The organism is Pseudomonas sp. Eth.TT006, assembly GCF_054456575.1.
In genome coordinates this window covers 232,704-247,007 of the sequence record NZ_JBTJEN010000005.1, presented here as the reverse complement: position 1 = coordinate 247,007, position 14,304 = coordinate 232,704, and the positions used below count along the sequence as shown (strand labels likewise).

The 14,304-nt window shown below is 61.0% G+C and carries 15 protein-coding genes; 10 read left to right on the top strand and 5 right to left on the bottom strand.

Annotated features, from left to right (window positions below):
* Positions 1-28 precede the first annotated feature (28 nt).
* The 4 genes from ACXR0M_RS10695 (at position 29) to ntrC (ending at position 3,903) form a co-directional block, all read left to right on the top strand.
* Positions 29-538 (top strand): DUF4124 domain-containing protein, encoded by a 510-nt coding sequence (locus ACXR0M_RS10695; RefSeq protein ID WP_458831866.1) that lies wholly within the window; start codon positions 29-31, stop codon positions 536-538.
* Positions 535-1,152 carry a DUF4124 domain-containing protein gene (locus tag ACXR0M_RS10690; RefSeq protein ID WP_458831865.1) on the top strand — a complete coding sequence of 206 codons (618 nt, stop codon included), beginning with the start codon at positions 535-537 and terminating at the stop codon, positions 1,150-1,152. The genes ACXR0M_RS10695 and ACXR0M_RS10690 overlap by 4 nt, the downstream gene beginning before the upstream one ends.
* Before the next feature lie 232 nt (positions 1,153-1,384).
* A complete protein-coding gene (gene glnL / locus ACXR0M_RS10685) occupies positions 1,385-2,470 on the top strand; it encodes a nitrogen regulation protein NR(II) (RefSeq protein WP_102358554.1) in 1,086 nt (361 codons plus the stop codon).
* A complete protein-coding gene (ntrC, locus tag ACXR0M_RS10680) occupies positions 2,467-3,903 on the top strand; it encodes a nitrogen regulation protein NR(I) (RefSeq protein WP_458831864.1) in 1,437 nt (478 codons plus the stop codon). Before glnL ends, ntrC begins: the two co-directional genes overlap by 4 nt.
* A gap of 535 nt (positions 3,904-4,438) precedes the next feature.
* Here ntrC and ACXR0M_RS10675 read toward each other — a convergent pair.
* Positions 4,439-4,879 carry a hypothetical protein gene (locus ACXR0M_RS10675; protein WP_458831863.1) on the bottom strand — a complete coding sequence of 147 codons (441 nt, stop codon included), beginning with the start codon at positions 4,877-4,879 and terminating at the stop codon, positions 4,439-4,441.
* Between ACXR0M_RS10675 and ACXR0M_RS10670 the strand changes: the two genes are divergently transcribed.
* The gene (locus tag ACXR0M_RS10670; RefSeq protein WP_458831862.1) at positions 4,878-5,333 is read left to right on the top strand and encodes a tRNA (cytidine(34)-2'-O)-methyltransferase; all 456 of its coding nucleotides are present in this window, start codon (positions 4,878-4,880) and stop codon (positions 5,331-5,333) included. The two genes, ACXR0M_RS10675 and ACXR0M_RS10670, sit on opposite strands and share 2 nt — an antisense overlap.
* A 130-nt stretch (positions 5,334-5,463) precedes the next feature.
* Here the strand turns inward: ACXR0M_RS10670 and secB are convergent, their stop codons facing one another.
* The 3 genes from secB to ACXR0M_RS10655 are packed head-to-tail and all read right to left on the bottom strand — an operon-like array spanning position 5,464 to position 6,676.
* Positions 5,464-5,949 carry a protein-export chaperone SecB gene (gene secB / locus ACXR0M_RS10665; RefSeq protein ID WP_458831861.1) on the bottom strand — a complete coding sequence of 162 codons (486 nt, stop codon included), beginning with the start codon at positions 5,947-5,949 and terminating at the stop codon, positions 5,464-5,466.
* A gap of 57 nt (positions 5,950-6,006) precedes the next feature.
* Positions 6,007-6,261 (bottom strand): glutaredoxin 3, encoded by a 255-nt coding sequence (gene grxC, locus ACXR0M_RS10660; protein ID WP_003220774.1) that lies wholly within the window; start codon positions 6,259-6,261, stop codon positions 6,007-6,009.
* 1 nt (position 6,262) lies between these two features.
* Positions 6,263-6,676: a rhodanese-like domain-containing protein gene (locus ACXR0M_RS10655; protein WP_458831860.1), complete on the bottom strand. Its 414-nt coding sequence runs from the start codon at positions 6,674-6,676 to the stop codon at positions 6,263-6,265.
* 153 nt (positions 6,677-6,829) lie between these two features.
* Between ACXR0M_RS10655 and gpmI the strand changes: the two genes are divergently transcribed.
* The 5 genes from gpmI to ACXR0M_RS10630 all read left to right on the top strand — a co-directional run bounded on the left by gpmI (position 6,830) and on the right by ACXR0M_RS10630 (position 13,534).
* On the top strand, positions 6,830-8,359 hold the full coding sequence (gene gpmI / locus ACXR0M_RS10650) for a 2,3-bisphosphoglycerate-independent phosphoglycerate mutase (protein WP_458831859.1): 1,530 nt from the start codon (positions 6,830-6,832) through the stop codon (positions 8,357-8,359).
* Positions 8,360-8,602: 243 nt separating this feature from the next.
* Complete coding sequence (locus tag ACXR0M_RS10645; RefSeq protein ID WP_458831858.1) at positions 8,603-9,889, top strand: murein hydrolase activator EnvC family protein; 1,287 nt, start codon at positions 8,603-8,605, stop codon at positions 9,887-9,889.
* Positions 9,890-9,920: 31 nt separating this feature from the next.
* On the top strand, positions 9,921-11,240 hold the full coding sequence (locus ACXR0M_RS10640; protein WP_041071409.1) for a S41 family peptidase: 1,320 nt from the start codon (positions 9,921-9,923) through the stop codon (positions 11,238-11,240).
* A 2-nt stretch (positions 11,241-11,242) separates the two neighbouring features.
* Positions 11,243-12,016 (top strand): divergent polysaccharide deacetylase family protein, encoded by a 774-nt coding sequence (locus tag ACXR0M_RS10635; RefSeq protein ID WP_458831857.1) that lies wholly within the window; start codon positions 11,243-11,245, stop codon positions 12,014-12,016.
* Positions 12,017-12,124: 108 nt separating this feature from the next.
* Positions 12,125-13,534: a Vps62-related protein gene (locus ACXR0M_RS10630; RefSeq protein WP_458831856.1), complete on the top strand. Its 1,410-nt coding sequence runs from the start codon at positions 12,125-12,127 to the stop codon at positions 13,532-13,534.
* Here ACXR0M_RS10630 and ACXR0M_RS10625 read toward each other — a convergent pair.
* Positions 13,515-14,270: a substrate-binding periplasmic protein gene (locus ACXR0M_RS10625; protein WP_458831855.1), complete on the bottom strand. Its 756-nt coding sequence runs from the start codon at positions 14,268-14,270 to the stop codon at positions 13,515-13,517. The two genes, ACXR0M_RS10630 and ACXR0M_RS10625, sit on opposite strands and share 20 nt — an antisense overlap.
* Positions 14,271-14,304: the final 34 nt, after the last annotated feature.

Below are 14,304 nucleotides of genomic sequence, written 5' to 3'. Positions count from 1 at the left end.
CCCATCGCTTTCAATTCCGGTCGATTTCATGGGTCGCACCTTCCTCTACATTTTGCTGCTGATCGCCCTGCCCGCCGCCGCGCAGATCTACAAGTACACCGACGGCAACGGCAACACGGTCTACAGCGATCACTCACCGGACGGCGTGGAGGCGCAGCCGCTGGAGCTGCCGCCGCTCAACAGCGTCGAAACACAGGCGCCGAGTGCACCCGCGCCCAGTACGGACAATCGCCCAGCCGCGCACAGCGCTTATGAGGTGCTGGAACTGACCGGCCTGCCCGACGAAGAAGCGCTGCGCGCCAACAACGGCACCTTCACCGTCACCGTATTGATCAAGCCGCGCCTGCGGCCACCGCAACAATTAAGACTCCTGCTGGACGACGCGCCCTACGGCCAACCAAGCAACGTACCAATCCTGCAACTGGTGAATGTCGATCGCGGTGAGCATCGTCTTGCGGTGCAGGTGATCGACGGCGAAACGCTCATCCAGCAAAGCCCGACCGTGGTGTTCACCGTGCAGCGGGTGCACACGCCATGAGAAGTCTCTGGCTGCTCCTGTACCTGCTGGCCCTGCCCGTCTCGGCTGAGGTTTTCACCTATGTCGATGCGCAGGGCAATCGCGTCTACACCGATCAACCCCGTGGCAACGCCAAGCGTGTGCCGATCGCGACCAGCAATCGCATGTCGGCCAATCCGACGGCCGCCGCATCAATCCGCACGGCACAAAAATCTCCGGAACAACCGCCGTTCCACTACGACATGCTGCGCATTCTGATCCCCGAGCCGGATGCGACCCTGCGCAGCAGCGCCGGCGAACTGATCGTCAGCGTCACCAGCGAACCGGGTCTGCAACCCGGTCATCGCTATCGCCTGCTGCTGGACGGTCAGGCCATTGGCGAGCCGGGCCTGAGCCCGGTGTTCCCGCTGAGCAATATCGACCGTGGCAGCCACAACCTGTCGGTGGAAATCCTCGATGAGCAGGGTCGCACCGTCGAGCGTACCGCCAACCAGCCGTTCCACATGCTACGCATTTCGCTGGCGCAGAAACGTCAGGTCAAGCCGTGCGTCAGTGAGGACTACGGCGTGCGTCCGGAATGCCCGCTGAAAGACAAACCGCCCGAGCCAAAAAATCCCTTCTTGCGTTTCTTCTAACGTCGTTCAGCTTTGCGCACTATATTGGTGCAACTCACTGCACAGTACTCACATTCCAACCCATTTTGGTTCGAAAGTACCCGTAACGCCCGGCCAAACGCCACGCAAACGAGCGTCAAACGCCTGTTTCAGGGGACGAACGCTTCTTTTCGGAGCCTTGGTTTGGTTTTTGCATTTTCCGTTTAACGACGCCTGCTTCTTGCGCACGCTCCCGCCCCCAAAAGAGGCTCCGATGACTATTAGCGACGCAATCCACCGTTTGCTGCTCGACAACCTGACCACCGCCACCATTCTGCTCGACGCCGAACTGCGCCTTGAGTACATGAACCCGGCGGCGGAAATGCTGCTGGCCATCAGCGGTCAGCGCAGTCACGGACAGTTCATCAGCGAGCTGTTCACCGAATCCACCGAGGCGCTCAACTCGTTGCGCCAGGCGGTGGAACAGGCGCACCCGTTCACCAAGCGCGAAGCGATGCTCACCGCCCTCACCGGCCAGACCCTGACCGTCGACTACGCAGTGACGCCGATCCTCAGCAATGGCGCGACCATGCTCCTGCTGGAAGTGCACCCGCGTGATCGCCTGCTGCGCATCACCAAGGAAGAGGCGCAACTGTCCAAGCAGGAAACCAGCAAGATGCTGGTGCGCGGCCTCGCCCACGAGATCAAGAATCCGCTGGGCGGCATCCGTGGCGCCGCACAACTGCTGGCCCGCGAACTGCCGGAAGACAGCCTGCGCGACTACACCAACGTGATCATCGAAGAGGCCGACCGCCTGCGCAATCTGGTGGACCGCATGCTCGGCTCGAACAAATTGCCGTCGCTGGCCCTGTGCAACGTTCACGAGGTACTCGAACGCGTCTGCCAATTGGTCGAAGCGGAAAGCCAGGGCTGCATCACCCTGGTGCGCGATTATGACCCGAGCATTCCCGACGTACTGATCGACCGCGAACAAATGATTCAGGCCGTGCTGAACATCGTGCGCAACGCGATGCAGGCGATCAGCAGCCAGAACGAGTTGCGCCTGGGTCGCATCAGCCTGCGCAGCCGGACCATGCGCCAGTTCACCATCGGCCACGTCCGTCATCGACTGGTGACCAAGATCGAGATCATCGACAACGGTCCCGGGATTCCGGCGGAGCTGCAGGAAACCATTTTCTTTCCCATGGTCAGCGGCCGCCCGGACGGTACCGGGCTGGGCCTGGCCATCACCCAGAACATCATCAGCCAGCACCAGGGCCTGATCGAGTGTGACAGCCATCCAGGCCACACCACGTTCTCGATCTTTCTGCCACTGGAACAAGGAGCCACATCGACATGAGCCGTAGTGAAACCGTGTGGATCGTCGATGACGACCGTTCTATCCGTTGGGTTCTGGAAAAGGCCTTGCAGCAGGAAGGCATGACCACGCAGAGCTTCGACAGCGCCGATGGCGTGATGAGTCGTCTGGCCCGTCAGCAGCCTGATGTGATCATTTCCGATATTCGCATGCCGGGCGCCAGCGGCCTCGATCTGCTGGCACGGATTCGCGAGCAGCACCCACGGTTGCCGGTGATCATCATGACCGCGCACTCCGATCTGGACAGCGCTGTCGCCTCCTATCAGGGCGGCGCGTTCGAGTACCTGCCCAAGCCGTTCGACGTTGACGAGGCGGTATCGCTGGTCAAGCGCGCCAATCAGCATGCGCAGGAACAGCAAGGCCTGGAAGTGGTGCCGGCACTGACCCGCACCCCGGAAATCATCGGCGAAGCGCCGGCGATGCAGGAAGTGTTTCGCGCCATCGGCCGCTTGAGTCACTCCAACATCACCGTGCTGATCAACGGCGAATCCGGTACCGGTAAAGAGCTGGTGGCTCACGCCTTGCACCGCCACAGCCCGCGCGCCGCCTCGCCGTTCATTGCGCTGAACATGGCGGCAATCCCCAAGGATCTGATGGAGTCCGAACTGTTCGGCCACGAAAAAGGCGCGTTCACCGGCGCCGCCAACCTGCGCCGGGGACGTTTCGAACAGGCCGACGGCGGCACGCTGTTCCTCGATGAAATCGGCGACATGCCGGCCGATACCCAGACCCGTTTGCTGCGGGTCCTGGCCGACGGCGAGTTCTATCGCGTGGGCGGGCACGTGCCGGTCAAGGTTGACGTGCGGATCATCGCTGCCACCCACCAGAATCTGGAAACCCTGGTGCACGCCGGGAAATTCCGTGAGGACTTGTTCCATCGCCTCAACGTGATCCGCATCCACATCCCGCGCCTGTCGGACCGTCGCGAAGACATTCCGACCCTGGCCAAGCACTTCCTCAGCCGCGCTGCGCAGGAACTGGCGGTGGAACCGAAGCTGCTGAAGAGCGAGACCGAGGAATACCTGAAAAATCTGCCATGGCCGGGCAACGTGCGGCAGCTGGAGAACACCTGCCGCTGGATCACCGTCATGGCCTCCGGCCGCGAAGTGCACATCAGCGACCTGCCACCGGAGTTGCTGAGCCTGCCGCAGGATTCGGCACCGGTGACCAACTGGGAACAGGCGCTGCGCCAGTGGGCCGATCAGGCCCTGGCCCGCGGCCAATCGAGCCTGCTCGACAGCGCGGTGCCAGCGTTCGAGCGGATCATGATCGAAACCGCGCTGAAGCACACAGCCGGGCGCCGTCGTGATGCGGCGGTATTGCTCGGCTGGGGACGCAACACCCTGACGCGCAAGATCAAGGAACTGGGCATGAAAGTGGACGGCGGGGATGATGACGAGGGGGAAGAGGGTTAACACATAACAGGCGAGCACCCGAAATCCCTGTGGGAGCGGGCTTGCTCGCGAATGCGCTGGGTCATTGAAACATAGGGTGACTGACACGATGCTTTCGCGAGCAAGCCCGCTCCCACATTGGGTCCTCCGTGCACCGCATGGATGCACGATGACCTGCGATCGGGCATTGCCAATCTTGCGAAAGACCACCTCAAAACATTAAAAGCTCACCCTTCAAAAATAACGAAAGCCCCGGATTACGGGGCTTTCGCGCATATAAAGATTTTTCTGTTTCCAGATACTAAAAACTGGCACGCCCCCTGCAATAACGTTTACAGGTGATTCGATTCACCAACCGTTTTGGGGGCCTTGGTACAGGCAGGCCGGGGATTCCCCTTCTTTACATCGGGTCCAGACCGCAATGCGCTGAACCCACCCTTTTGGGATCCTTGGTACAGGCAGGCCGGGGGTTCCCTCTTTACACCGGACCGACGCGCTCAGCGAAGTCCACCCCGTTTTGGGAACCCTGGTACAGGCAGGCCGGGGATTCCCGCTTTTATTGCTCCCGGAGATGGATCTCCAGCCGCCAGCGGTCATCGACTTCGCTGCCGGCCCAGTCCCCCTGCAGTGGCCGCGCGGCCAGCACCGTCAGCAACAACCCACCATCACTCACTCGCGTTCGCCAGTTCACGTCCTTGCCGTTGAGCTTGAGCTGGCCTTTCTGCGCACGGCCTTCAGCCTGAAACAGCAGGGCCACCGTGCCGTCGATGACCTCGCCGTGCAGCTTCGGCTCGTTATTGAACCAGACCACCAGACCGTCATCCGTCACATCGACCTGCTGCAGCACGCTCGGGTCCGGCGTGGTCAGACGGCCGATCATCAAACCGACCATCAGACCGACAATCGCCAGCGAACCGATCACCCGCGGGAATAGTTTCGAACGCGGGTCCGCTTGCGGCGTAGAATGCGCGTCATCTTTACCTTCGGAGCCGTGCATGTTTCACGTCATCCTTTTTCAACCAGAAATTCCGCCGAACACCGGCAACGTTATCAGGCTGTGCGCCAACAGCGGCTGCCACCTGCATTTGATCGAACCGCTGGGTTTCGAGATGGACGACAAGCGCTTGCGCCGGGCCGGTCTCGACTACCACGAATATGCCACATTGCAGCGCCACGCCGACCTCGCCAGTTGCCTTGAGAGCCTGGGCAACCCGCGCCTGTTCGCGTTTACCACCAAGGGCTCGCGGCCGTTTCACGACGCGGCGTTCGTACCCGGCGATGCGTTCATCTTCGGCCCGGAAAGCCGTGGCCTGCCGCCCGAGGTGCTGGACACCCTGCCGACGGAACAGCGCCTGCGCCTGCCGATGCGCGAAGGCTGCCGCAGCCTGAACCTGTCCAACACCGTGGCGGTGGCCGTGTACGAAGCGTGGCGGCAGAACGACTTCAAGTAATACCGCATAACAAATGTGGGAGCGGGCTTGCTCGCGAAGGCGTCGTATCAGAGGACATTGCTGTCGCCTGACACTCCGCTTTCGCGAGCAAGCCCGCTCCCACATTGGACTTGCGTCAACGCTCGGATTGTTACTGAACGGTTGGCGTTTCGCCGCTTTCCTGCATGCGCTGCAGCTCTTGCGCGTACAGAGCGTCGAAGTTCACCGGCGCCAGCATCAGGGCCGGGAACGAACCACGGGTCACCAGGCTGTCCAGAGTTTCGCGCGCGTACGGGAACAGGATGTTCGGGCAGAACGCACCCAGAGTGTGGCTCATCGAAGCCGCGTCCAGGTTCTTGATCAGGAAGATACCGGCCTGTTGCACTTCAGCGATGAAGGCCACTTCTTCGCCGTTTTTCACGGTGACGGACAGGGTCAGCACCACTTCGTAGAAATCGCCTTCCAGTTCTTTCTGACGAGTGTTCAGGTCCAGACCGACGGTCGGCTCCCACTGCTGGCGGAAGATCGCCGGGCTTTTCGGGGCTTCGAAGGACAGGTCGCGTACGTAGATGCGCTGCAAGGAGAATTGCGGTGCGGTTTCTTCTTCGCTGGCTGCAGTGTTCTGTTGGTCAGTCATCTCAGATCCTTATCGATCTTGGGTCTTTTAGGGAGTGCTGTACGTGGGTGCAGCCGTTCAGGCCTTGAGCAGCGCGTCGAGCTTGCCGGCGCGCTCCAGGGCATACAAATCATCACAACCGCCGATGTGCTTTTCGCCGATCCAGATCTGCGGCACGGAGGTGCGTCCGGCCTTTTGGCTCATGGCGGCACGAATCTGCGGCTTGCCATCGACTTTGATCTCTTCGAAGGCCACACCTTTGTTCGCGAGCAATTGCTTGGCTCGCATGCAATAAGGGCAGTAATCGCTGGAGTAGACGATGACTTCGCTCATATCACTTCACCAGCGGCAGGTTGTCGCCTTTCCAGGTGGAGATCCCGCCGGACAGCTTGGCGGCGGTGAAGCCGGATTTCATCAGCTCGCGGGCGTGGGTGCCAGCGGTCTGGCCCAAAGCGTCGACCAGAATGATGGTCTTGGCCTTGTGCTTTTCCAGCTCGCCGACGCGCGCGGCCAGCTTGTCCTGAGGAATATTGATCGCGCCAACGATGTGGCCGGCCGCGAAATCCTTGGCCGGACGGATGTCCACCACCACGCCTGCTTCTTTATTGACCAGTGCGGTCAACTCGCCGGTGCTCAGGCTTTTACCGCCGCCCTGCATCGTGTGCGCCAGCAGCAGGGCCAGCAGTACGACGAAGATACCGACAAGAATGTAGTGGTTAGTGGCAAATTCAATCAGGTGAGCAACCATCGAAGGAGGTTCCAGGGCGTTAAAATGTCGGCCAGTATACACAGCCGCCAAGGTCGGCCAAACCCCGTCCGGCGGTGACGCCGCAGGAACTTCGCTTTAAACTGCCACTCACTTTTGCATCGCCCTCTTCTTTATTAGCCACGAGTGGATTCCATGACTACCACGCCTAAACCTTTGGTCCTGATGATTCTCGACGGCTTTGGTCACAGTGACAGCCACGAGTCCAACGCCGTGTACGCGGCGAAGAAGCCGGTTCTCGATCGTCTGTGGGCCAGCGTGCCGAATGGCCTGATCTCCGGCAGCGGCATGGACGTTGGCCTGCCGGACGGCCAGATGGGCAACTCCGAAGTCGGCCACATGAACCTCGGCGCCGGTCGCGTGGTGTATCAGGACTTCACGCGCGTGACCAAAGCGATCCGCGACGGCGAGTTCTTCGAAAACCCGACCATCTGCGCCGCTGTGGATAAAGCCGTGGCCGCCGGGAAAGCCGTGCATTTCATGGGCCTGCTGTCCGAAGGCGGCGTGCACAGCCATCAGGATCACCTGGTCGCCATGGCCGAGCTGGCCTTCAAGCGCGGCGCCGAGAAGATCTACCTGCACGCCTTCCTTGATGGCCGCGACACCCCGCCGAAAAGCGCTGCCTCGTCGATCGAACTGCTCGACGCGACATTCCAGGCGCTCGGCAAAGGGCGCATCGCCAGCATCGTCGGTCGCTACTTCGCGATGGACCGTGACAACCGTTGGGACCGCGTAGCCCAGGCCTACAACCTGATCGTCGACGGCAACGCCGAATTCAATGCGGCCACCGCTCAGGAAGGCCTCGACGCCGCCTACGCCCGTGGCGAGAGCGACGAATTCGTCAAGGCCACCACCATCGGCGAACCGGTCAAGGTAGAAGACGGCGACGCCGTGGTGTTCATGAACTTCCGCGCCGACCGCGCCCGCGAGCTGACCCGCGTGTTCGTCGAAGACGATTTCAAGGAGTTCGAGCGTGCACGCCAGCCGAAACTGGCCGGCTTCGTCATGCTGACCCAATACGCCGCCAACATCCCGGCGCCCTCGGCCTTCGCCGCCGGCAGTCTGGAAAATGTGCTCGGCGACTACCTGGCAAAGAACGGCAAGACCCAGCTGCGTATCGCCGAAACCGAGAAATACGCGCACGTGACCTTCTTCTTCTCCGGCGGCCGTGAAGAACCGTTCCCGGGCGAGGAGCGCATCCTGATTCCATCGCCGAAAGTCGCCACCTACGACCTGCAGCCGGAAATGAGCGCGCCGGAAGTCACCGACCGCATCGTCGACGCCATTGAAAACCAGCGTTACGACGTGATCGTGGTCAACTACGCCAACGGCGACATGGTTGGCCACAGTGGCGTGTTCGACGCGGCAGTGAAAGCCGTGGAATGCCTGGACACCTGCGTCGGGCGCATCGTCGAGGCTCTGGAAAAGGTCGGCGGCGAAGCGCTGATCACAGCCGACCACGGCAACGTCGAAAAAATGGCCGATGAAGAAACCCACCAGGCGCACACCGCGCACACCACCGAGCCGGTGCCGTTCATATATGTCGGCAAGCGTGACCTCAAGGTCCGCGAAGGCGGAGTACTGGCGGACGTGGCGCCGACCATGCTGATGCTGCTGGGCCTGGAGCAACCGAAGGAAATGACCGGCAAGTCGATTCTGGTCTAATCACCGAATCACCAAAGCGCCGCAAAACCCTGTGGGAGCGGGCTTGCTCGCGAATGCAGTGGGTCAGTCAACATCAACGTTGCTGACGCACTGCATTCGCGAGCAAGCCCGCTCCCGCATTGGTTTTGCGCTATTTTTAATACCGAATCCGCTCCAGTTATCACACAAGCCCAATTGGGCGTTTTTTTTGCCGCGTCGGGCGGGCATACTAGGCCGTCCATTACCCTGGTGCCGCCCGCCTCTATGCTCCGCGTCCTGATCGCCCTCGCTCTGACCTGCCTGCTCCAACCGGCCTTCGCTGACGAGCGCGCGCAAACCCAACAGCAGTTGGATGCCACGCGTCAGGACATTGCCGAGCTGAAAAAGCTCCTGGGCAAGCTGCAGGAGGAAAAATCCGGCGTGCAGAAAGAGCTCAAGGGCACTGAAACCGAGATGGGCAAGCTCGAGAAGCAGGTCGATGCCCTGCAAAAAGAGCTGAAGAAAAGTGAATCCGAGCTGCAGCGACTCGATGCGGAGAAAAAAAAACTCCAGAGCGCGCGCACTGAACAACAGCGACTGATCGCCATCCAGGCCCGCGCGGCCTATCAGAACGGCCGCCAGGAATACCTCAAGCTGCTGCTCAACCAGCAGAATCCCGAGAAATTCGCGCGCACCCTCACCTATTACGACTACCTGAGCCAGGCCCGCCTGGAGCAGTTGAAGAATTTCAACGAAACCCTGCGCCAACTGGCCAATGTCGAAAAAGACATCGCCCAGCAGCAAGCGCAATTGCTGGTGCAGAAAAGCAGCCTCGACACCCAGCGCGACGAACTGGAGAAAGTGCGCAAGGAACGCCAGCAAGTCCTCGCCAAGCTCAACGATGACGTGAAAGCCCGCGACCAGAAACTGGCCGCCCGCGAGCAGGATCAGGCAGACCTGTCTAAAGTCCTTAAAACCATTGAAGAAACCCTGGCCCGCCAGGCCCGTGAGGCAGAAGAAGCGCGGCAGAAAGCGCTGATCGCCCAGCAGGAAGCGGAAAAAAAGCGTTTGCGTGAGGCGCAGGCTGACAACAGCGACGCCCCACGAAAACCTGCCAGATCAACACCCGGCGCGCTGGTGTCCAGCAGCGGCGAGACCTTCGGTGGCCCTTTTGCTGCAACCCGGGGAAAACTTCCGTGGCCGGTTGATGGTCGATTGCTGGCGCGCTTTGGCGAAAGCCGTGGCGACGATGCCCGGACCAAGTGGGATGGCGTGATGATCAGCGCCGCCGCCGGCAGCCAGGTGCATGCCGTGCATGGCGGACGCGTGGTGTTCGCCGACTGGCTGCGCGGTGCCGGGCTGCTGGTGATCCTCGATCACGGCAATGGTTTTCTGAGTCTTTACGGTCACAACCAGACGCTGCTCAAGTCGGCCGGTGACGTGGTAAAAGCCGGTGAGTCGATTTCCACTGTGGGTAACAGTGGCGGTCAGGACACGCCAGCGCTGTATTTCGCAATTCGTCAGCAGGGTCACCCGAGTGACCCGGCGCAATGGTGTCACGCGCAAGGATAAGCGCGTCGCCTAATTCAGGAGTTCGTTCGACATGCTGCATTTGTCCCGCCTTACCTCGCTGGCCCTGACGATCGCCCTGGTGATCGGCGCGCCTCTGGCGTTCGCTGCGCAACCGGCCCCGGCTGTCGCTCCGGCAGGTACCGCCGCGACCGCCAAGGCGCCGTTGCCGCTGGAAGAGTTGCGCACCTTTGCCGAGGTGATGGATCGGATCAAGGCCGCCTATGTCGAGCCGGTGGACGACAAGACCCTGCTGGAAAACGCGATCAAGGGCATGCTCAGCAACCTCGATCCGCACTCCGCGTACCTCGGCCCCGAGGATTTCACCGAGCTGCAGGAAAGCACCAGCGGCGAATTCGGCGGCCTGGGCATCGAAGTCGGCTCCGAAGACGGCTTCATCAAAGTCGTGTCGCCAATCGACGATACCCCGGCGTCGAAGGCCGGCATCCAGGCCGGTGACTTCATCGTCAAGATCAACGGTCAGCCGACTCGCGGCCAGACCATGACCGAAGCCGTGGACAAGATGCGCGGCAAGATCGGCCAGAAAATCACCCTGACCCTAGTCCGTGACGGCGGCACGCCCTTCGACGTGACCCTGGCCCGCGCCGTGATTCAAGTGAAGAGCGTCAAGGCACAGCTGCTGGAATCGGGCTACGGCTACATCCGCATCACCCAGTTCCAGGTCAAGACCGGCGAAGAGGTTTCCAAGGCCCTGGCCAAGCTGCGCAAGGACAACGGCAAGAAGCTCAACGGCATCATTCTCGACCTGCGCAATAACCCGGGCGGTGTGCTGCAGGCGGCGGTGGAAGTGGTCGACCATTTCATCAAGAAAGGCCTGATCGTCTACACCAAAGGCCGGATTGCCAACTCCGAGCTGCGCTTCTCCGCCACTGGCAAGGACGAAAGCGAAGCGGTGCCGATGGTCGTGCTGATCAACGGTGGCAGCGCCTCGGCTTCGGAAATCGTCGCCGGCGCCCTGCAGGATCAGAAACGTGCGGTGGTCATGGGCACCACCAGTTTCGGCAAAGGCTCGGTGCAAACCGTGTTGCCGCTGAACAACGACCGCGCGCTGAAGATCACCACGGCGCTGTACTTCACGCCGAACGGCCGCTCGATCCAGGCCCAGGGCATCGTCCCGGACATCGAAGTGCGCAAGGCCAAGATCACCAACGAAGCGGACGGCGACTACTTCAAGGAAGCCGACCTGCAAGGTCACCTGGGCAACGGCAATGGCGGCGCAGACAAGCCGACCGGCTCCGGCGCCAAGGCCAAGGCCATGCCGCAGGATGACGATTACCAGTTGGCCCAGGCCCTGAGCCTGCTCAAAGGCCTGAGCATCACCTCCGGCCGTTGAGGATGCTGCGTTTCCTCTTCATCCTGCTGTGCTGTCTGGCGGGTGCTGCCCACGCAGAGCCCGCCAAAGCCCCAGCGCAGAAAGCCTACCTGACACTGATCATCGACGACCTGGGGCAGAACCTGCCCCGGGATCGCCGGGTGCTGGCCCTGCCCGGCCCGGTGACCACAGCGATCATGCCCGACACTCCGCACGCCACCGAATTCGCCCGCGAAGCCCATCGCGCCGGCAAGATCGTGATCTTGCACATGCCCATGGACCCGGCCACCGGCCCATATGCCTGGCACCCCGAACTGCCCCTCGAAGAACTGCAAAAGCGCCTCGATGCCGCGTTCAAAATGGTGCCGTATACCGCTGGCATCAATAATCACATGGGCAGCCGCATGACCGCGCAACCAGTGGCGATGGCGTGGTTGATGGGTGAGTTGCAGCGCCGGCACAAGTTCTTCGTCGACAGCCGTACCAGTGCCCAGACCGTGGCCGCACAGCAGGCGCAGAGGATCGATCTGGCGAGCGTCTCACGGGATGTGTTCCTTGATGACGAACGCACCGAAGCAGCGATCTACACCCAGCTGCAGACGGCGATCAGCCTGGCGCGCAAACAAGGCTCGGCAGTAATGATCGGCCACCCGTATCCGCAGACGCTGGCAGTGCTGGAACGCGAATTGCCGAAGCTGAAAGCGCAAGGCATCGACTGGATCGACATCAAACAAATGATCAGCGTGCGCAGCAATCGCGCCATGGCCGGTCATGGCAAGGACGGCATCTACCGCTAAGTGCGAGGCAACACATAGTTACCACCAGAGGCTGGCTCCAACTCCCGATATTGAGACCTGCAAACAGGTCGCGACCCCTTGCGTCGCCTTCAATTATCAGGAGCCATCATGAGCAACCAGGAACAGACCCTTCCCGACAAGACGCCGATGAACCCCATCAGCGTCGACAATCTGCTGATCAACTTCACCACCGACTTCCAGCGGGTATGGGACACGCGAACACTGAGAACCAGCGACGCAACCTTCTGGCGCCCAGCCCCAGCGCCAGATGATCTGCCCGGCTACTTTCCCCTCGGCGATATTGCAGCCAGCGGATTCTCCAATCTCAACGGGCAAAGAATCGTCGCCGTGGTCTGCGAAAACCCCACGCTAAAGGACCTTCACCCCAAAGGTAACGCCCTGAGCCGCCCGCTGGACTATGAGCAGATCTGGGATGACTCCGGCTCAGGGGCAAAAACCCACGTATCGATGTGGCGCCCGCTGCCACCGGCCGGCTATGTGGCCATGGGCGTTGTCTGCGCCAACGATCACGAAAAGCCCTCGCTCAACGCAGTTCGCTGCGTGCGTGTCGATCTGGTAGTTCCCGCACAGGTCGGCGACCTTATCTGGAACGACAAGGGCAGCCATGCGAAAAAGAGCGTCAGTGTCTGGGATTCGCAACCACCCAATGCTGGCGCCGGTGAAATCTGTTTTTCGTCCGGCACTTTTTTAGCGATCGATAGCTACACCAGACCGGATGCACAGGCGGCTGCTTACGCCTTGCGAATGGAAATTCCCCAGCAAATGTTCCCGGCGCCGCAGATCCCGGTGCTCAGGGATTACGCACCGCCTGCACATGTCGAACCTGCACAGGTCACGCGCTTGGCCGTCCTGCCCTGGTTCGCTGTTCACGATGAAGGAAAACTGCCCTTGCCGCGCTTCCATCAATCGCCTTATTACTATCTTGAACGAAGCGACCAATACGTTCTGCTCGGTCACGCTCATAACAACGGCGCGGGCAGGATTTTCAAATGGACAGTGCCGCAACTTCCAGAAACCGGCAGGCTGACAAAATTCACTCAGGAAACCGCAATCGAAATGGCCAGCGACTGGCCCAAGGGGCAACACAACTACTTGCAGCTGCTGACGTTGCAGACGCCGGTGACGCTGTTCTCGGCCAGACTCGACGACGATTTCAGTCACGCCCACAACGGTGTCGGCGGATGGTCAGTCGCCACCCGCGCAACGTTCCTCACTGACGTTGCGCAGCACGAAGCTGTGGCGATTTATCAGCTGCACAGTACGTTCAGACTGCTGCGCTTGGACGGGACTCAGGTGGGTGCCAGTATCGAATGTTCCGACCTCGACGGCCTCCACCTGACGACATATTCGAAGGCAAACGAGGATGCCCCTGCCACCACGCTCCCGACGCCAATACCTGTGCCGCAGATCTCGGAGCGGTCGCACGGCGAGGTTGAGCCCGACGTAGAAACACCCGCCGAAACCGCTCTACCCGCTGTTACAGATACCGCCCCATGATTTCGTCAACCACGCCGTCCTTGCGCATTTGATTTAGCGCAGCCTGCAATTTGGCCACGGTCTCATCCGGCACCTCTTTGTTCAGCGCCAGGTACAACTCGGCGCTGTTGAAGCGCAGTACGGTCTTGAGGCCGGTCACGCCGTCCTGCTTTGCCAGATAACGCCCGGCTGGATCACCCGTGGCCCACAGGTCGATCTGGCCGTTGACCAGTTTCTTCGCATTGTCCTGGTCGCGCAGCACCACCAGCGGCTTCAAGCCTTGGCGACTCAGCGTCTGGGCAATCGCGTCGCCCTTGTAGGCGCCGATCTTGTATTTGCGTGCGTCATTGAGGGTGTCGAGGGTGATCTTGCTGTCGGCTCTGGCCAGCATGATCCAATCGTCCGGACCGATCGGGCCAACCCACTTGAACAGGGTTTCGCGTTCCGGCAGACGGGCCATGACAAACGCGCCATAACCGGGATTTTCCAGCGCCAGCTTGTACACCCGCTCCCAAGGGAAGCGCAGCGTCAGGCTGTAGGTAAGGCCGGCACGCTTGAACATCTCGCGCACGATATCGGTGGCGATGCCATCGATGTTCTCGCCCTTGGCGAAATTCTTGCCGTCTTTCGCCATGTTGTACGGCGGAAAGTTTTCGGTGAGGAGCACCAGATCGGTGTCAGGACTGTTTTCGGCGCGGGCCGTGTTGAGCAACAACACAGAGGCACTGGCGAGAACAAGAAGCAGGCGTTTGAGCATGTCGGGCTACCGGAATCCATGGCGTGCCCAAGAG